Raw genomic sequence first — 16,959 nt, 5'->3', positions numbered from 1 at the left:
CATGACGAATACCGTCTTGCAGTCGGTCCGTGAGCGTCCCGACCTGTCTGACCGGCTGGCGCAAGCCAGGGTGCTGGTAGTCGGCGACGTGATGCTGGACCGCTACTGGTTTGGTGATTGCGAGCGCATCTCGCCGGAGGCACCGGTGCCGGTGGCCAAGATCAGCCGCATGGAAGAACGGGCCGGCGGAGCCGCTAACGTGGCGCGCAACATCGCCAGTCTGGGCGGACAGGCCACGCTGCTGTCCGTAGCCGGACAGGACGAGGCTGCCGATGCGCTGACACGTTTGCTGGAGGGGGATGGCGTCCGGGTTTCGCTCAAGCGGGACGCGGCCATTTCCACCACCATCAAGCTGCGGGTGGTCGCCCGCCAGCAGCAACTGATCCGGCTGGATTTCGAGGATCAACCCAGCCATGAAGTGCTGGCCGACAAGCTGGATGACTATCAGCGGCTGGTGGATGCGCACGACGTGGTCATCCTGTCCGACTACGGCAAGGGTGGCCTGACCCATGTGGCCCGCATGATCGAGCTGGCCCGCCAGGCCGGCAAGCCGGTGCTGGTCGACCCGAAAGGGGATGACTGGGACAAATACGCCAGAGCCAGCGTGATTACCCCCAACCGCAGCGAGCTGCGTGCGGTGACCGGCGCCTGGAAGGATGAGGCTGATCTGGTCCGGCGCGCTGCCGGTGTGCGGCAGGCGCTGGACATTGATGCCTTGCTGGTGACTCGCAGCGAGGACGGCATGAGCCTGTTTCGTGCCGGCGGCACCGAGCACGTACCGACCGTGGCGCGCGAGGTGTTCGATGTGTCGGGCGCCGGCGACACCGTGATCGGCACGCTGGGCCTGATGTGCGCGGCCGGCTTTGACCTGCCGGCAGCCATGCAGGTTGCCAATGCGGCGGCCGGCATCGTGGTGGGCAAGCTGGGTACGGCAGTGGTGACTTTTACCGAACTCTTTGGCGAGCGGCGAGCCGCCTCGGGAGATGCAGCATGAGCAAATACATTGTGGTGACCGGTGCGTCCGGTTTTATCGGTTCCAACCTGGTCAAGGCGCTGAACAAGTGCGGCGAGAAGAACATCATCGCCGTGGATGACCTGACCGACGGGCCGAAATTCCGCAATCTGGTCGACTGCGACATTGCCCATTATGTCGACAAGGACCATTTCATCGAAATGCTGCTGGACGGCGTCTGGGATGGCGAAATCCGTGCCGTGCTGCACCAAGGGGCGTGTTCCGACACCATGGAGCACAACGGCAAGTTCATGATGGAGAACAACTACCAGTACTCCGTCAGCCTGCTCGAGTACTGCCAGCAGGATGCCATTCCCTTCCTGTATGCCTCCAGTGCTGCGGTGTATGGCGGCGGCTCGGTGTTCCGCGAAGAGCGCGGCCATGAGTCCCCGCTCAATGTCTACGGCTATTCCAAATTCCTGTTCGACCAGGTGGTGCGCCGCCGCATGGCGTCCGGCCTGACTGCCCAGGTGGCCGGCTTCCGCTATTTCAACGTCTACGGCCCGCGCGAGCAGCACAAGGGTCGCATGGCCTCGGTGGCGTTCCACCACTTCAACCAGTTCCGCGAGACCGGCAAGGTGCGCCTGTTCGGTCCGTACGACGGCTACGCTGCCGGCACCCAGAGCCGCGATTTCGTGTCGGTCGAGGACGTGGTCAAGGTCAACCTGTTTTTCCTCGGCCGTCCGGAGCTCTCGGGCATCTTCAACCTGGGCACCGGCCGGGCCGAACCGTTCAACAATGTTGCGGTGGCCGCCGTCAATGCCTGCCGCCAGCAGGCCGGCGAAGCGCCCCTGTCGCTGGAGCAGATGGTGGCAGACGGCATGGTCGAATACATCGATTTCCCCGATGCGCTCAAGGGCAAATACCAGAGCTACACTTGCGCCGACATCAGCCTGTTGCGCGAGGCCGGCTACGACGAGCCGTTCCTGACCGTCGCCGAGGGCGTGGCGCGCTACGCCGAAAAGGTCCTGTGATGGGTTACCGTGTCGTGCCGGTGACGGCGTTTGCCCAGAACTGCTCGATTGTCTGGTGCGATGCGACCCGGGAAGCCGCCGTGATTGATCCGGGCGGTGATGTCGACCATATCCTGTCGATCATCGACGAACTGGGTGTGTCGGTGCGTCAGGTGTTGTTGACGCATGGCCATCTTGATCATGTCGGCGGTGCCGCCAGTCTGGCGGCGCGTCTGGGGGTGCCGGTGGCGGGTCCGCACCAGGCCGATGACTACTGGCTCAAGGGATTGCCGCAGCAGTCGCAGATGTTCGGTTTCCCGCCAGCTGAGGTACTGGTGCCGGATCGCTGGCTCAAGGCCGGTGACTGCCTGAGCGTGGGGGAGTGCGAGCTGGAGGTGCTGCATTGTCCGGGGCATACGCCGGGACATGTGGTGTTCGTTGATCGCCAGGCCGGGCTGGCCTGGGTCGGGGATGTACTGTTTGCCGGTTCGATCGGGCGCACCGATTTCCCCGGTGGCAACCATGCTGAACTGATTCGCTCGATCCGCGAAACCCTGTTCGCGCTGGGCGACGATGTACGCTTCATTCCTGGTCACGGGCCGGAATCCACGCTGGGTGAGGAGCGTCGCTACAATCCGTTTGTAGCTGATCCACGCTTTGGATGACGACCGGTTTGATCCGGTAAAAAAGCCGATGCAGTTGCATCGGCTTTTTTGTTGGCCGGGCCGTATTCAGCTGCCGACGATCAGCACCTTGTGACCGGGTTGCAGGCGTTGCAGCTGGCGGGCGTCATTCCAGCGGGCAAGGTCGCGGTAGGCGACGCCGAACTTGCGGGCGATGCTGTAGGCGGTATCGCCGGTCTGCACGACGTACTGCTGGCTGCCGGCATCCTGCGATACGCGGATGATGCCGTTACCGGCCGGGCGGGTGTCATCCATGGCTTGCGCGGCAGATACCGTGGCGATCATGGACGGAGCCACGGGCGGTATTGCTGCCGGCTGGGCGGCTGCCACCTTGAGCGGCTGGCCGGTACGTACCGTGTTGCTGTCAAGGCTGTTCAGGGCGCGCAGCTCGTCCGGCTTCATGTTGTGGCGCTGGGCAATGCTGTACAGGGTGTCCCCCCGGGCGACGATATACCGGGCCTCGTGCATCTGGCTGGCTGGCTTGGCTGTGGCGATGCCACGAGGTGATGACGTACCCGAAACCTCGGCCGGTGCCACGGCTTCTGCGACCGTCTGGCGGGTGGATACCGAGGGTGTATCCGTAGTGGCGGAGGCGATATCGGCAAACGGCGTGCCGGTAGCCGCCACGGTCTTGGGTGATGCAATCACCGGCTTCTGTGCGTCGGCAGTGGCAATGTCGGCAAACGGTGTGGCTGTCTTGTCTGTGGCCGCAGTCTTGAGCGGAGCTGCCGGCGATTCTGTCGGGCTGGACATGGCCAGCCTGACCGGCTGCGTTGCTGCCTGGGCAACCTGCGGCGCGTCATCCGGTGTGGTTGTCTGGACGGAGCCGGCTGCCACCAGCAGCGGTTGGCCAGCCCGGATGCTGCTGATACGGTTGACCTGCTTGAGTTCGCGCTCGCTCATGTTGTAGCGCGTGGCGAGGTCAGCCAAGGTTTCGTCTTCCTGCACCACGACTGCTTGCCAGCGGGTCAGGGATTCCTGATGGGCCGCCAGATTGCGTTCGAAATGGTCAATCTGCTGTGCCGGCACCAGAAGCTGGCGACCGGATTTGTAGGCCAGCAGCGGGCGGTTGTAGCCCGGGTTCAGCTGGCGCAGGTCTTCTTGGGCAATGCCGGCCAGCCGGGCTGCAACATCCAGGTCCATGTGACGGCTGGTGGTGACGGCGACAAAGTAGGGCCGGTTGGGGAGCTTGCCCATCTGCACGCCAAAACGGCCGGGCTCGCGCAGGACGTTGCGCACGGCCAGCAGCTTGGGAACGTATTGCCGGGTTTCATTGGGCAGGCGCAGGTTTTCAAAGTCGGTCGGCAGGCCCCGGGCGCGGTTGCGTTCGATGGCACGGCTGACATTGCCCTCGCCCCAGTTGTAGGCGGCCAGTGCCAGTGACCAGTCACCGAAGAGCCCGTAGAGGTTTTCCAGGTAATCAAGGGCAGCACGGGTGGCGGCAGTGACATCGCGACGGCCGTCGTACCACCAGGTCTGCTCCAGGCCGTACTGGCGACCGGTAGCGGGCATGAACTGCCACAGGCCGGCAGCACCGACCGGTGATTCGGCGGTGGCGACAAAAGCGCTTTCCACCATGGGCAAGAGGGCGATTTCGGTGGGCATGCCACGCCGTTCCACTTCGTTGATGATGTGGAACAGGTATTTGTTGCCGCGGTTGAAGGTGCGCTCGAATCCGGCCGGGTTGGCAGCGTAGGTGCGCTCGAAGCGGCGGACCAGTTCGCTGTTCACCTCATCAAACTGGAACCCGTCACGGATGCGTTGCAGGACGTCGTCGCCGTTGCGCAGCAGGATGTTGTTCTGCCGCATCATGGCAAAACCCGCTGAAGATTCCGGATCGGTGCGGCCGAAAAAATCGGCATGGGCGGGAAGGGAAATCGATCCGGACAAAGCCAGTGCAAACGCCAGTTTGACAGGGGTTTTCATGATGGGGCGGGCAGAGGGCAAAAAATTGCGTTGATGCTATGGCGAGCCTTGCCCGAGCGTCAAGTCGAAATGCCAATGATTTCAGATGTTTTACTGCGGTATTTTTGCTGGCCGGACGAATGGAATCCTCTTTTTCCACAAGGTGATACGTGAATATACGTAACGAAAGGGTGGTTTAGCGGCAAACAGACATTTTTATGCTGACGGGAAGTTGTTTTTCCAGTTGCGCAGGGCGGCAAACAGGCCGACATCGTCAGCGACAGGGGGCGGGCCGGCATGACGGATGACCGCTTGCCGTACGACCGGCTGGCGGATGCGCAAAAACGGGTTGGTCAGGCGCTCTTCCGACAGGAGAGCCGGCAGGCTGGGCTTGCCGTCCTGCCTGATCTGCCGGGTCCGTTGCTGGCGTGCCGTGATGTCCGGGTTGCCGGGTTCGACGGCATTGGCGAAGGCCAGGTTGGCTTCGGTGTATTCGTGGGCACAGGCAATCCGGGTATCGTCAGGCAGGGTGGCCAGCCGGTCCAGCGAAGCCAGCATCTGGGTGGCCGTGCCCTCGAACAGGCGGCCGCAGCCACCGGCGAACAGGGTGTCGCCGGAAAGCAGCCAACCCGGCGTGTAGTAGCACAGGTGGTCCAGCGTATGCCCTGGCGTGGCCATGGCTTCAAATGCCGGGAAGCCGATCGCCGGCACAAAGCGGGCATGATCGTCCACCGGGTGGGTGACTGCGGACAAGGTGCGCGGACCGAATACCGGTACGTGGGGTGCGCTGGCTGTCAGCGCCGACACGCCACCGGTATGGTCGGCATGATGATGGGTCAACAGGATGGCGGCCAGTTGCAGGCCGTTGTCGCGCAAGGCATGCAGGACGGGCTCCGCTTCGCCCGGATCGACCACGACGGCCTGGCGGCCAAGGCTGATCAGCCAGATGTAGTTGTCGCGCAGTGCGGGCAGCGGTCGGATGGTCAGGTCGGGCATGGCATGTCGGTCACGGGCAGGAGGAACTGGGCTGAAGCCTAGCAGAGATGCGCCGGGCCGGGCGGACCGGAAGGACCGGGCTTTTCGGATACAATGAACCCTGACTCCCGCCAGCCCGATAAAGAACCGCATTCCATCATGAATCACGCCTCGTCCTCATCCGGTGGCGCTTCGCCGCTGGCGCTGAGCCAGTGGCTGGCATCCCCGCTCGGTCGCTACGTGCTGGCGCGCGAGCAGGCGTTTTACGACAAGGCGGTGGCCGACTGTTTCGGCTACCGGGCCGTCCAGCTTGGCTGGACCGGAGTGCCGCTGATGCGCTGCAACCGGATTCCGTGGCAATGCCTGGTCGGCCAGACCGGCCTGGCCGGTGTGCAGGCCTTGCCCTACCAGCTGCCGTTTGCCACGCGCAGCCTTGACCTGCTCCTGATGCCGCACACGCTGGATTTCAGCGCGCATCCCCGGGAAACCCTGCGTGAGGCCGAACGCGTGCTGGCACCGGAAGGCCGGCTGGTGCTGACCGGATTCAACCCGGTTTCGCTTTTCGGTCTGCGACGGGTCTGGAGCCGGCAGCAGGCACCGTGGAATGCCCATTTCCTCAGCCTGCGCCGTCTCAAGGACTGGCTGGAGTTGCTGGATTTCGACCTCGCCAGTGGTGCCTTCCTGTGTTACGCCCCGCCCACCGGCAGTGAAGAATGGCGCAGCCGCTTCCGCTTCATGGAGTCGGCCGGCGACCGCTGGTGGCCGGCTGCCAGCGGCGTCTATGCCTTACATGCCATCAAACGGGTGCGCGGCATGCGGCTGATCCGGCCCGGCTGGTCGCTGCGCCGCCCTATCATCGCCGTCCCGCAACCCGAACAACCCGCCGTCACCTCGCGTGAGGGCCAGCAGAATGAACCAAAAGCCTGACACTATGGTCGAGATCTATACCGACGGCGCCTGCAAGGGCAACCCCGGCCCCGGTGGCTGGGGTGCCTTGCTGCGCTGTCAGGGGCAGGAAAAAGAACTGTTCGGCGGCGCGCCGGACACCACCAACAACCGCATGGAACTGCAAGCCGTGATCGAAGCGCTGCGCTGCCTCAAGCGTCCGTGCGACATCGACATCTACACCGACTCGCAGTACGTGCAAAAAGGCATCAGCGAGTGGATCACAGGCTGGAAAGCCCGCGGCTGGCGCACGGCCAGCAAGGCCCCGGTCAAGAATGCCGACCTGTGGCAGATGCTGGATGCCGAAGTGGCCCGTCACCGCATCCAGTGGCACTGGGTCAAGGGCCATGCCGGGCACGAATTCAACGAACGGGCCGACGAGCTGGCCAACCGCGGCGTCGATCTGGTCCGTTAACCCTTTTTTAGCGCAGGCCCCGGGCCTGCCGTTTTACTGAAGCATATGCGTCAAATCATCCTTGATACCGAAACCACCGGGCTGGACCCGCAGTCGCACCGGCTGATCGAAGTCGCCGGTCTGGAAATGGTCAACCGCAAGCTGACCGGGCGACACCTGCACCTGTACATCCACCCGCAACGCGACATTGATCCCGATGCCCAGCGCGTGCACGGCATCAGTCTTGACATGCTCGAAGGCAAGCCGGTGTTCAAGGCCGTTGCCGGCGAGATCGCCGATTTTCTGCGCGATGCCGAGCTGATCATCCACAATGCCGCGTTTGACATCGGCTTTCTCAACGCCGAATTTGCCCGGGTTGGCTTGCCCGCCACCCAGAAAGTCGCCGGCAATGTCATCGACACGCTGGCGATGGCGCGGGAGATTTTTCCCGGCAAGCGCAACAACCTTGATGCCCTGTGCGACCGCTTTGACATCGACCGCAGCAACCGTACCCTGCACGGCGCCCTGATCGACTGCGAACTGCTGGCCGATGTCTACCTGGCCATGACCCGCGGACAGGAAAGCCTGGAAATGGCCATCGAGCCGGACCAGGGTGAAGGCGGGACACTCCGGCTGGGCAACCGCAAGCCGCTAGTGGTCCAGAAAGCCAGCGAGGCCGAATGTGCCGTCCACAGCCGTTATCTCGAACTGCTGGACAAAAAGGCCGGCGGGCCATGCGTGTGGCGTGACTACGAACCGTTGCCGCCGGCTGCCGGGACAGAGGCATGAGCCGCTGTCTGGCACTGGTGCCCGCGGCTGGTGGCGGCAGCCGCATGGGAGCCGACCGGCCCAAGCAGTATCTTGACCTTGCTGGCGCCCCCCTGCTGGCCCATACCCTGCGCCGCCTGCTGGCCGAGCCGCGTCTGGCCCGGGTGCTGGTGGTGCTGGCCCCGGACGATGTCTGGTTTGACCGCTTTGACTGGCCGCGGGACGTACGGCTGGAAATCCTGCGGGTCGGCGGGGCGACACGGGCCGAAAGCGTACGCAACGGCCTGCTGCATGCCGGTGCGGCAGCGGATGACTGGGTGCTGGTGCACGATGCTGCCCGCTGTTGCCTGCCGCCCGATGCGCTGGACCGGCTGATCGACACGTTGCAGGCCGACCCGGTCGGCGGGCTGCTGGCTCTGCCGGTGGCCGATACGCTGAAGCGGGAAACGTCCGGGCAACGGGTGGCGCAGACGGTGTCGCGCGAAGGATTGTGGCTGGCGCAGACCCCGCAGATGTTCCGGGCCGGCATGCTGGCGCTGGCGCTGGACCGTCCGCTGGACCGGGCGGTCACCGATGAGGCCAGCGCCATCGAACGTCTGGGCCTGGTGCCGCGCCTGGTGACGGGGGATGCGCTGAATTTCAAGGTGACCTGGCCTCACGATCTGGTGCTGGCACGGGCCGTGCTCGGTCTGGACAACGCCGGGAAATAACAAGGAGAACAAGGGATGAATCTGCGAATCGGGCAGGGATGGGACGTGCACCGGCTGGTGGAGGGGCGGCCTCTGGTACTGGGCGGGGTGACGATCCCGTTTGACAAGGGGCTGGACGGGCATTCGGATGCTGATGCGCTGTGCCACGCCATTACCGACGCACTGTTTGGCGCAGCAGCGCTGGGCGACATTGGCCGGCACTTTCCTGACACTGACCTAGAGTTCAAGGGAGCAGACAGCCGTGTGCTGCTGCGGGAAGCGGTGCGCCGGGTGCGGGAAGCCGGTTTTGACATCGTGAACGTCGACAGCACGGTGATTGCCCAGGCGCCCAGGCTGGCACCGTACGTCGAAGCCATGCGCAGTCATCTGGCGGCTGATCTGGGGCTGTCTCCGGACCGGGTCAACGTCAAGGCCAAGACCAGTGAACGCCTCGGGCATCTGGGCCGGGGCGAAGGCATTGCCGCCGACGCCGTGTGCCTGCTGCAATCACGCCTGCAGGAATGAAAACCTGTCTGCTGCCATGTCAGCGTCACCATGCTGTGGGATAATGGCGGCGGTTACTGTGGAGAACGTCAGCATGAACGAACAAGACAAAATGAAAGCAGCGGCTGCCAGAAAAGCGATCGACTACGTGCCGGAAGGCGCCATTATCGGCGTGGGCACCGGATCGACTGCCAACTTTTTCATCGATGAACTGGCCAGGATCAAGGACCGCATCGAAGGCGCCGTGGCGAGCTCCCAGGCGACTGCCGACCGCCTGAAGGCGATCGGCATCCAGGTGTTCGACCTGAACGGCGTGGGTGAATTGCCGGTGTATGTGGATGGTTGCGACGAGATCAACCATTACCTGCACATGATCAAGGGCGGTGGCGGTGCGCTGACCCGTGAAAAGATCGTGGCCACCTCGTCCCGCCAGTTCATCTGCATTGCGGACGAAAGCAAGCTGGTCAAGCGGCTGGGGGCGTTCCCGCTGCCGGTCGAGGTCATCCCGATGGCGCGCAGCCTGGTGGCCCGCAAGCTTGTCAAGCTGGGCGGTCATCCGGAATGGCGCGAAAATTTCGTGACCGACAACGGCAACCTGATCCTGGACGTGCATGACCTGGCCATCGACCAGCCGCTGGAGATGGAAGAAACCATCAACCGCATGGCCGGCGTGGTGACCTGCGGCCTGTTTGCACGCCGCCGTGCCGACGTGCTGCTGCTGGGTCGCAGCGACGGTACCGTCCAGACCATTGAATGATCCCTGTCATCAAGCGGTAACAGGGAAACGACTAGACTGCCTGCTTTAGTCTGGTACCGTGATTGCCGGTGGCGTGTGTCACCGGCAATTTCCGCAGGGGGATGCCTGCATTCCCTTGGCAGTTGAATGGAAGAGCGACAGCATGCCCAACGAACATATCTCCAAGCAGTTTGACGTAGAACTCGAAACCATCCGCACCCGCGTGTTGCAGATGGGCGGTCTGGTCGAACAGCAGATCGGCAATGCCGTCCAGGCTCTGCTCGACGGCGATACGGACCGTTTGTCCCAGGTCATGGCCGACGATGTGCAGGTCAACGCGATGGAAGTGCGGCTGGACGAGGAATGCCAGCTCATCATTGCCCGCCGCCAGCCCGCTGCCCGTGACCTGCGCATGGTCATGACTGTCATCAAGACGATCACCGATCTCGAGCGCATCGGTGACGAAGCGGAAAAGATCGCCCGGGTCGGCAAGAGCATGCTCGAAGGTGACCGCGTCTTTGTGCCGCGCCTGCGTGAAATCGAGAAAATGGCCGAGGTGGCCACGTCGATGCTGCGCCGGGCACTGGATGCCTTCGCCCGTCTTGATGCCCAAGGGGCTCTGGACGTGGCCCGTCAGGACCGCCTGCTGGACGAAGAGTTCAGCGCCAACCTGCGCCAGCTCATCACTTTCATGATGGAAGATCCGCGGACCATCTCCATGTCGCTGGACACCATTTTCATCGCCAAGGCCATCGAGCGCATTGGCGACCACGCCAAAAACCTGGCCGAATACGTGGTGTATTTGGTCAAGGGCAAAGACATCCGCCACGTTTCGCTGGAAGATGTCGAACGTCAGGGGCTGTAAGCCCTGACTGGCCGACGGGACGGTAACGCCGTCCCGTTGTTGTTTTCCTGCGCGGCAACCATGGCGTTGCCGCTTCGAGTGTGCAGTACCATGACCGTCCCTTTTGAAACGCTGGCCGCTGTCGATCTTGGTTCCAACAGTTTCCGGCTCCAGATTGTCCGCGTAACCGAAGGCGGACTGTTCCCGATCGACTCGCTGAAAGACACCGTCAGGCTCGGAGCCGGCCTGTTGCCCAACGGCAACCTGGATGACGCCGTGGCCGCGCGCGCGCTGGCCTGTCTGGCGCGCTTCGGCGAACGCCTGCGCGGCTTCAAGCCGGACCGCGTCCGTGTGGTCGGCACCAATACTCTGCGGGTGGCCAACCACGCCGAGGCATTCATTGCCCAGGCCGAGGCACTGCTTGGATTTCCGATCGAAATCATCGCCGGCCGTGAAGAGGCCCGCCTGATCTATCTGGGTGCAGCGCACAGCCTGCCGCTGTCACCGGAAAAGCGGCTGGTGGTCGATATTGGCGGCGGCTCCACCGAGTTCATCATCGGCCAGGGCATGCAGGCCCTGCGTACCGAGAGCCTGACCATGGGCTGTGTCAGTTACAGCTTGCGGTTCTTCCCGGACGGGCGCATGACCCGCAGCCGTTTCCGTGATGCCGAACTGGCTGCACGAGACCAGGTGCAGCGGATCGCCCGCGACTTTTCGCCGGAGCACTGGCAATGTGCCATCGGCACCTCGGGCACGGCACGTTCGCTGCGTGACATTCTGGAGCAATCGGATTTCAGCGAAGAAGGCATCACGCTGGACGGCATGGAGCGCCTGCGCCACGAACTGATCAAGATCGGGCAGATGCAGGACGTGACCCTCAAAGGCTTGCGCGAAGACCGCGCTCCGGTCCTGCCGGGCGGGCTGGCCATCATGCTGGCAGTCTTTGAAGAATTGCAGGTCCAGGGCATGGGGCTGACGCTGGGCGCCTTGCGTGACGGCGTGCTTTACGATCTGCTCGGACGGGAAGAAGCCTGCGATCCGCGGGCCAAGACGGTGGATTTCATGATGCGCCGCTACCATGTCGAAGCGGCGCAGGCGAAGCGGGTGGCTAGGCTGGCACAGCGGTTTTACGCCGCACTGGCACCTTATCCGGCTGACGGCGAGCATGAGCGCGAGCTGGCATGGGCCGCGCAGCTGCACGAGGTGGGGCTCGACATTTCCCACTCGGGTTTTCACAAGCATGCCGCGTACATCGTGGAAAACAGCGACATGCCGGGCTTTTCCCGGCGCGAGCAGCAGCGGCTGGCCACCCTGATCATGGCGCAGCGCGGTTCGCTGACCAAGCTGGCCAATCGTGTCGGGATCGACGAATCGCTCTGGCCGGCCATCCTGTCGTTGCGGCTGGCCGCGCTGTTGAGCCGCAGCCGCCGCGATCCGGCTTTTCCGGCCACCTTCATGGCCAGCAGTGATTCCGGACACGTATTCCGGCTGGTTTTCGAACCTGACTGGCTCAGGCAGCACCCGCTGACTGCCACGGCACTTGCCGAAGAGGCGGTACGCTGGAAGGACATCGGCTTTGAGCTGCTGATTCCGCAGCTCTTGGCAGAGCCGGAACGTACACGCAAAAGCAGCTGAGAAGGCTCGGGCAGCCAACAAAACCGCAGGCAAGCATTGGCAAGGTCTTGATCAGGCCGCCTTGGCTTGCAGAGAAAACAGATTTTGTTGGCAACTCCTGGTCAGCCCGGCCAGGTGTTGCTCCGGTGTCCTGCCGTCCAGACTTGCATCTGATGACCCTGCTGCCTGGTACTGTTGCCGGCAGGGAGGGGGCAACAATATTCAGCGGTCCCGGGCTGCCGGGTGTGGCGGCAAATGCTCGCCGTCGATGTGCAGGGGCTCGGTCAGGGCGTAGCCACGGGCGTATACCGATTCGATCGGCAGGGTCTTGCCGCACTGTCGCAGGGGCTTGTCGCGCAGCCGATGGATCTGGGTTGCCAGCCGGCGGGGATCGAAATAGTCCGGCTGGTGGCCGATTGCCCGGATCAGCTGGGCATGTCCGACCGGTATGCCGGTTTGCCGGGCCATTTCCTGCAGCAACAGGGTCTCGCTGACGCTGAGCTGGATTTCTTCTCCCTCCGGCGTGACCAAGAGCCAGCTCTGTGGCTTGAGTTGCCAGCGCAGCTGCGTGCGGGCCGGGGTCTGCCGGCGTTCACACTGCCGCTGGATCAGGGCTGCCAGCTCCTGATAGTCGACCGGCTTGACGAGATACACGTCCGCACCTGCGGCATAGCCCTCCAGGCGCTGTTCGCGCTGGCTGCGGGCCGTCACCATCAGGATGCACGGAGGCTGTGGCAGTTCGCGCAGCTGGGCGGCCAGCGTCAGACCATCCGAACCGGGCAGGCCCAGATCCAGGATCACGAGGTCGGGCAGATTGCCGGCATGCTGGCGCCAGAATGCCTCGGCAGAAGGGCTGGCGCTGACGAAATGGCCATACGACGACAGGAAGTCCGCCATATCGTCACGCAGCGTCGGTTCGTCTTCGACCACGGCGATGCGGAAAAAACGATATGATTCAGGCATTTTTATCAATCTGTTTGATGTTGAATGGGATTATATGGCGCAAGCGGGCTGGAGAGTAGCGGTCGTGTACCGTTCCGCTGGCTGGCATGGTTTGTGGCAGGATGGCTGTGCTTGGCCGGTGTATCCGTGCATGCTGCCCAACCGGCCCTGCTCCAGCTGACAGGTACCCGGGATCAACTGCCCATAGCCGGCTACATGGTCGTGCTACGGGATCCGACCCGGCTTCTGAGTGTCACGGAAGCCGCCAGCCGGCTGGCGGCGGACGAGTTTTCCCCGCTGGCCGGCAATGTTTCCCTGGGATATACCGGCGACGATGTCTGGCTGGCTTTCCGCTTGCGCGCACCTGCCGATCCGGTATTGGCACACTGGCTGGAGGTTCCGCCGGCCGTACTGGACCGTGTCAGCCTGTTTGCCAGACATGCCGGTGACTGGAAGGAAGAAAGCATCGGCGACACCCTGCCGTTTTCCGGACGAAGGATGCTGGTACCGATGGCGACATTCCGGCTGGCTCCGGTCGGAGAGTCGCTGTACCTGTTGCGGATCCGCACAAGCAGCGCCATGCAGGCTGATCCGGTGATCTATGGCGAAACCGCCTATCTCGTGCACATGCAGCATGCCCTGCTCGGGCAAGGGTTGTTTTTTGGTGCATTGCTGCTGGTCGGGCTGCTGTCGCTGGTGTGGTGGCGGGCCTCCAGGGAAACGGTCTATCTGCTTTACGCCGCATACCTCGTTTGCAGCGGTGTGGCGCTGGCGGCTCCCATGGGGCTGACGGTACGTTACCTGCACCCCGAGAACCCGGCCTGGTCGTTCTATACGACGGGGCTGTCGTTCCTGCTGGCCATCATGCTGTCCAACCTGTGCTTTGCCCGGATCCTGAAAACCCGGCGACGTGCACCATGGGCGCACCGGACCATTGTGCTGACCAACCTTCTGGCAGGACTGGGCTGCCTTGTCATGCCGTTTGGCGGTTACGGCATGCTGATGCCGCTGGTCCTGCTGCTGTCGCTGGTACTGATCCACTGGTTGCCGTGGGTGTGCTGGCGGCAGATCCGCCAGCGCCGGCTGCAACTGGGCTACTGGTTTCTGGCCGGTTTGTCGGTGTACAGCATCGGCATCGACATGAATTTCCTGCGTTTGCTGGGCGTACTGGAGCCGGGGGAGCTGAACCACATGCTGGCTGTCGGGGCGCACCTGTTGCAGATGGTGTTCATGGGTACCGGCCTTGCATTCCGGACCCTCAGCCGGCAACAGAAAAAGACACTGGCACAGGTCGCCAGACTGTCCCGTGCCCGGGCATTGAGCCGGCGGCTGGACGCGCAGGTGGACGAGCGGACCCGGTTGTTGCGCGAGGAAATCAGCGAACGGCAGCGTACCGAGAGACTGTTGTTGCAGCGTGAGGCGCAGCTCAAGCTGTCGCTGACCGACAAGCAGCGGGATCTGGACGAGCAGCGCCGCTTTGTTGCCATGTTGTCGCATGAGCTGCGTACGCCGATGGCCGTGATCGACAGTGCTTCGCAGATGCTGTCGCTGCGGCTGCCGGCGTCTGATCGCAGCAGCCAGTCGCGTCTGGCCCGCATCCGGCAGGAAGTACGCCGGCTGACGGCCCTGTGCGACAACTGGCTGGCAGATGACCGGCTGGGACAGCAGTCGCAGCGCCTGCAACCGGTTTGCTGCACGCTGGCGGTCTGGTTGCAGGAGGTGGTTGCCGGTATCCAGTGCGAATCCGGCGACATTCATTTGCATGAACTTCCGGTGGCCGAGGTGGTGATTGATCCTTTCCTGCTGCGTGTGGCGCTGCACAACCTGATCGACAATGCCCGCAAGTACTCGCCGGCCGGGCTGCCGGTTGAACTGCATGCCGGATGCCGACCTGACGGCATGCTGGTGCTGGTTGTGGCAGACCGGGGCAGTGGCGTGCCCGACGCTCTCAAGGAAACGATTTTCGAGCGCTACGAGCGCGGGCGCGAACACGTCGCCAGCATTCGCGGACTGGGGCTCGGACTGTCCATCGTGCGCCGCATTGTCGAGCAGCACCAGGGACAGATACATGTACGGGACCGGGCCGGTGGTGGCAGCGAGTTTGTCGTGCAGCTGCCGGTTGTCGTATCGACGGTACCGTTGTCCGGGCCTCGATTGCTGCCTGCGCCCTTGATGCAGGAGGTACCGGCTCGTCAGCCGGACAGGACGGGCTGAAACCGGCAGCGGACTGGCTGGTGGTTTCGTCTGGAAAAGGTCTGCCAGGCGGGCGCAGGGTCAGGGAAGTGATGGCCGGTCTGGCACGAAGGTTGCGGTAATGCCCGGCTGGATCAGGTATGGCAGCGTTCCGGTTTTTGTCGCCAGCACCGAGGGTGCCAGCCGGGTTTTCAGACCGAAACCAGGATGTCGCCCTGCGATTCTGCCAGGACATGCTTGGTGACACTGCCCAGCAACAGGGTTTCAATCATGCTTTCTCCCTGCTTGCCCATGACGATCAGGTCGCAATCCTGGATCTGTTCCTGCTCAAGGATGTGGAAGGCCGGATGCCCGTGCAGAATGACCGATTCGCAGCGATCAGCGGACAGACCGGTTGTTTTGCGCAATTCCTGGAGCTTTTCGGTAGCCTGTTGCTTCATCTGCGAGCGGTAGTGCCGGAGCATCTGGTCGTCAACGCCGGCATAGCGCAACTGGCCTTCGAAGGGGACTTCAAAGGCATGCAGCAGCACGATTTCGGCTTGGGGCGCCAGGGCAAGGGCGTGCCGGATGGCGCGACTGGAGGCCGGAGAAAAATCTACCGGTACCAGCAGGCGGCGATAGGGTTCATGCGCGGTCTGTTTGACGACCAGTACAGGACAGGTGGCGGTGCTGATCATGCGGTGTGCCGTGGTACCCAGCAAATGGTGCCGGACCAGGCTTTCGCCTTTGGCCCCGCAGACCAGCAGGTCGGCGGTAATCGCGCTGATCATCCGCCTCAGGGTCGGCAGGAGCGGACCGGCCTCGACATGCGTGACGGGGCATGTACCAAAACGCTGGTCAAGCGCAGTGGCCAGTACGTCGAGTCGTTGTTGTGCCTGAGCCTGTATGTGTATGCGGGTTTCCATGCGCTCTTCACCGGGAACGGCAAGTTGTTGCAGGCGCTCAAGGCTGGCGAGATGGGGAATGTGCAGCAGGTGGAGGGTCGCCATGATTTCCTGGCTGACCAGTGCAGCCCGTTCTGCGGCATGACGTGCAGGGGCCGAGAGGTCGGTGGCGGCGAGAATCCGGTGAAAATCAGTCATGCTGGCTGCTCCTGTGGAAGGGCGGAAGACAGGGCTGTTTTGCAGATTGTTCTTGCCGGACGGGGCTTGTCACGATTGTCTGACTGCATGCAGCCCGGTCGTGGATGACAATTCTCCTGTCATTTGTCGGGGGCGAACTGGTTACTTGCCGATACTACGCCATGGATGTGCAACCTCACCAGAACCATGACCGGTTCCGGTTGCAGATGCGTGAGTTGATGCCATGGCTAGGCTCGGTTGGCCTGTTCACCGTCAGTCTGGCCCGGGTCGAGGACGATGCCGCCGACCGGTTGGCAAAGCTCGGCAATCTCTCAGAGCAGCTGCTGAACATGGCATGGGAGGCCATGCCGTGATCGATGCCCTGCTCAACACGCAGACGGGCCTCGACATGCAGACGCTGGCCAGCCAGGCGCTGCACGGCCAGCCGGTATTGCAGCCGGACTACCGCATCACCATCGAGGACAAGGACGGCAACAGCACCGACCTGACGCCGGTGTTTGCCGGCCGGCTGGTCTCGCTCACACTGACCGACAACCGCAGCCTCGAGGCCGACATGCTGGACCTGTCACTGGATGACAGCGACGGCCTGCTGGACATCCCCAACCGGGGTGCCCGCCTGCGTGTGGCCATCGGCTGGAAGGGGCAGCCCCTGGTGGACAAGGGCGTATACACCGTCGACGAGGTTGAGCACAGCGGCAGCCCGGACACCCTGTCCATCCG

Annotated in this window: 17 protein-coding genes and 1 pseudogene; 14 read left to right on the top strand and 4 right to left on the bottom strand. The window is 63.3% G+C overall.

Annotation, left to right across the window (positions count from 1 at the left end):
* The first annotated feature begins 1 nt into the window (after position 1).
* The 3 genes from rfaE1 to G542_RS0112465 are packed head-to-tail and all read left to right on the top strand — an operon-like array spanning position 2 to position 2,630.
* Positions 2 to 994, top strand: coding sequence for a D-glycero-beta-D-manno-heptose-7-phosphate kinase (gene rfaE1, locus G542_RS16850; protein ID WP_012696359.1), 993 nt, complete (start codon positions 2 to 4; stop codon positions 992 to 994).
* Complete coding sequence (rfaD, locus tag G542_RS0112470) at positions 991 to 1,986, top strand: ADP-glyceromanno-heptose 6-epimerase (RefSeq protein WP_012696360.1); 996 nt, start codon at positions 991 to 993, stop codon at positions 1,984 to 1,986. The genes rfaE1 and rfaD overlap by 4 nt, the downstream gene beginning before the upstream one ends.
* A complete protein-coding gene (locus G542_RS0112465) occupies positions 1,986 to 2,630 on the top strand; it encodes an MBL fold metallo-hydrolase (protein ID WP_034985825.1) in 645 nt (214 codons plus the stop codon). Before rfaD ends, G542_RS0112465 begins: the two co-directional genes overlap by 1 nt.
* A 66-nt stretch (positions 2,631 to 2,696) precedes the next feature.
* On the opposite strand, the gene G542_RS0112460 is transcribed toward G542_RS0112465, so the two are convergent.
* Complete coding sequence (locus tag G542_RS0112460) at positions 2,697 to 4,574, bottom strand: lytic transglycosylase (protein ID WP_027824277.1); 1,878 nt, start codon at positions 4,572 to 4,574, stop codon at positions 2,697 to 2,699.
* Positions 4,575 to 4,769: 195 nt separating this feature from the next.
* Positions 4,770 to 5,549: a hydroxyacylglutathione hydrolase gene (gene gloB / locus G542_RS0112455; RefSeq protein ID WP_211218831.1), complete on the bottom strand. Its 780-nt coding sequence runs from the start codon at positions 5,547 to 5,549 to the stop codon at positions 4,770 to 4,772.
* A 138-nt stretch (positions 5,550 to 5,687) separates the two neighbouring features.
* Here gloB and G542_RS16845 point away from each other — a divergent pair, with 138 nt between their 5' ends.
* The 8 genes from G542_RS16845 to ppx all read left to right on the top strand — a co-directional run bounded on the left by G542_RS16845 (position 5,688) and on the right by ppx (position 12,043).
* Positions 5,688 to 6,455: a class I SAM-dependent methyltransferase gene (locus tag G542_RS16845; RefSeq protein ID WP_012696364.1), complete on the top strand. Its 768-nt coding sequence runs from the start codon at positions 5,688 to 5,690 to the stop codon at positions 6,453 to 6,455.
* Positions 6,439 to 6,888, top strand: a complete 450-nt coding sequence (rnhA, locus tag G542_RS0112445; protein WP_012696365.1) for a ribonuclease HI — start codon at positions 6,439 to 6,441, stop codon at positions 6,886 to 6,888. Before G542_RS16845 ends, rnhA begins: the two co-directional genes overlap by 17 nt.
* Before the next feature lie 45 nt (positions 6,889 to 6,933).
* On the top strand, positions 6,934 to 7,656 hold the full coding sequence (dnaQ, locus tag G542_RS0112440) for a DNA polymerase III subunit epsilon (RefSeq protein WP_012696366.1): 723 nt from the start codon (positions 6,934 to 6,936) through the stop codon (positions 7,654 to 7,656).
* Positions 7,653 to 8,345, top strand: a complete 693-nt coding sequence (gene ispD / locus G542_RS0112435) for a 2-C-methyl-D-erythritol 4-phosphate cytidylyltransferase (protein ID WP_012696367.1) — start codon at positions 7,653 to 7,655, stop codon at positions 8,343 to 8,345. The genes dnaQ and ispD overlap by 4 nt, the downstream gene beginning before the upstream one ends.
* A gap of 15 nt (positions 8,346 to 8,360) precedes the next feature.
* Positions 8,361 to 8,849 (top strand): 2-C-methyl-D-erythritol 2,4-cyclodiphosphate synthase, encoded by a 489-nt coding sequence (ispF, locus tag G542_RS0112430; protein WP_012696368.1) that lies wholly within the window; start codon positions 8,361 to 8,363, stop codon positions 8,847 to 8,849.
* Positions 8,850 to 8,922: 73 nt separating this feature from the next.
* Complete coding sequence (gene rpiA / locus G542_RS0112425; protein WP_012696369.1) at positions 8,923 to 9,585, top strand: ribose-5-phosphate isomerase RpiA; 663 nt, start codon at positions 8,923 to 8,925, stop codon at positions 9,583 to 9,585.
* A 142-nt stretch (positions 9,586 to 9,727) separates the two neighbouring features.
* Complete coding sequence (gene phoU, locus G542_RS0112420) at positions 9,728 to 10,429, top strand: phosphate signaling complex protein PhoU (RefSeq protein ID WP_012696370.1); 702 nt, start codon at positions 9,728 to 9,730, stop codon at positions 10,427 to 10,429.
* 90 nt (positions 10,430 to 10,519) lie between these two features.
* Entirely contained in the window at positions 10,520 to 12,043 is a 1,524-nt protein-coding gene (gene ppx, locus G542_RS0112415) for an exopolyphosphatase (RefSeq protein ID WP_012696371.1), read from the top strand.
* Between the two features lie 201 nt (positions 12,044 to 12,244).
* Here ppx and G542_RS17610 read toward each other — a convergent pair whose 3' ends face one another.
* Entirely contained in the window at positions 12,245 to 12,985 is a 741-nt protein-coding gene (locus G542_RS17610; RefSeq protein WP_012696372.1) for a response regulator transcription factor, read from the bottom strand.
* Positions 12,986 to 13,111: 126 nt separating this feature from the next.
* On the opposite strand from G542_RS17610, the gene G542_RS0112405 reads away from it, so the two are divergent.
* A complete protein-coding gene (locus G542_RS0112405) occupies positions 13,112 to 15,178 on the top strand; it encodes a sensor histidine kinase (RefSeq protein ID WP_162142364.1) in 2,067 nt (688 codons plus the stop codon).
* 170 nt (positions 15,179 to 15,348) lie between these two features.
* Here the strand turns inward: G542_RS0112405 and G542_RS0112400 are convergent, their stop codons facing one another.
* Positions 15,349 to 16,239 (bottom strand): universal stress protein, encoded by an 891-nt coding sequence (locus G542_RS0112400; protein WP_027824274.1) that lies wholly within the window; start codon positions 16,237 to 16,239, stop codon positions 15,349 to 15,351.
* Positions 16,240 to 16,400: 161 nt separating this feature from the next.
* Between G542_RS0112400 and G542_RS19300 the strand changes: the two genes are divergently transcribed.
* Together G542_RS19300 and G542_RS16835 are read left to right on the top strand one after the other, a co-directional pair.
* On the top strand, positions 16,401 to 16,592 hold the full coding sequence (locus G542_RS19300) for a hypothetical protein (RefSeq protein WP_244878712.1): 192 nt from the start codon (positions 16,401 to 16,403) through the stop codon (positions 16,590 to 16,592).
* Positions 16,574 to 16,959, top strand: a pseudogene (locus G542_RS16835) (phage late control D family protein); the annotation flags it as partial. The gene G542_RS19300 and the pseudogene G542_RS16835, both read left to right, overlap by 19 nt.

This window comes from Laribacter hongkongensis DSM 14985, from assembly GCF_000423285.1.
GTDB lineage: Bacteria > Pseudomonadota > Gammaproteobacteria > Burkholderiales > Aquaspirillaceae > Laribacter > Laribacter hongkongensis.
Note: the sequence above shows the minus strand (reverse complement) of the source record. Positions and strands in the feature narration are given on the sequence as shown.

What these genes read in the sequence shown, in the direction of transcription:
- rfaE1 (WP_012696359.1), top strand. Translation starts at nt 2, where the DNA reads ATGACGAATACCGTCTTGCAGTCGGTCCGTGAGCGTCCCGACCTGTCT.
- rfaD (WP_012696360.1), top strand. Translation starts at nt 991, where the DNA reads ATGAGCAAATACATTGTGGTGACCGGTGCGTCCGGTTTTATCGGTTCC.
- G542_RS0112465 (WP_034985825.1), top strand. Translation starts at nt 1,986, where the DNA reads ATGGGTTACCGTGTCGTGCCGGTGACGGCGTTTGCCCAGAACTGCTCG.
- G542_RS0112460 (WP_027824277.1), bottom strand. Translation starts at nt 4,574, where the DNA reads ATGAAAACCCCTGTCAAACTGGCGTTTGCACTGGCTTTGTCCGGATCG.
- gloB (WP_211218831.1), bottom strand. Translation starts at nt 5,549, where the DNA reads ATGCCCGACCTGACCATCCGACCGCTGCCCGCACTGCGCGACAACTAC.
- G542_RS16845 (WP_012696364.1), top strand. Translation starts at nt 5,688, where the DNA reads ATGAATCACGCCTCGTCCTCATCCGGTGGCGCTTCGCCGCTGGCGCTG.
- rnhA (WP_012696365.1), top strand. Translation starts at nt 6,439, where the DNA reads ATGAACCAAAAGCCTGACACTATGGTCGAGATCTATACCGACGGCGCC.
- dnaQ (WP_012696366.1), top strand. Translation starts at nt 6,934, where the DNA reads ATGCGTCAAATCATCCTTGATACCGAAACCACCGGGCTGGACCCGCAG.
- ispD (WP_012696367.1), top strand. Translation starts at nt 7,653, where the DNA reads ATGAGCCGCTGTCTGGCACTGGTGCCCGCGGCTGGTGGCGGCAGCCGC.
- ispF (WP_012696368.1), top strand. Translation starts at nt 8,361, where the DNA reads ATGAATCTGCGAATCGGGCAGGGATGGGACGTGCACCGGCTGGTGGAG.
- rpiA (WP_012696369.1), top strand. Translation starts at nt 8,923, where the DNA reads ATGAACGAACAAGACAAAATGAAAGCAGCGGCTGCCAGAAAAGCGATC.
- phoU (WP_012696370.1), top strand. Translation starts at nt 9,728, where the DNA reads ATGCCCAACGAACATATCTCCAAGCAGTTTGACGTAGAACTCGAAACC.
- ppx (WP_012696371.1), top strand. Translation starts at nt 10,520, where the DNA reads ATGACCGTCCCTTTTGAAACGCTGGCCGCTGTCGATCTTGGTTCCAAC.
- G542_RS17610 (WP_012696372.1), bottom strand. Translation starts at nt 12,985, where the DNA reads ATGCCTGAATCATATCGTTTTTTCCGCATCGCCGTGGTCGAAGACGAA.
- G542_RS0112400 (WP_027824274.1), bottom strand. Translation starts at nt 16,239, where the DNA reads ATGACTGATTTTCACCGGATTCTCGCCGCCACCGACCTCTCGGCCCCT.
- G542_RS19300 (WP_244878712.1), top strand. Translation starts at nt 16,401, where the DNA reads ATGGATGTGCAACCTCACCAGAACCATGACCGGTTCCGGTTGCAGATG.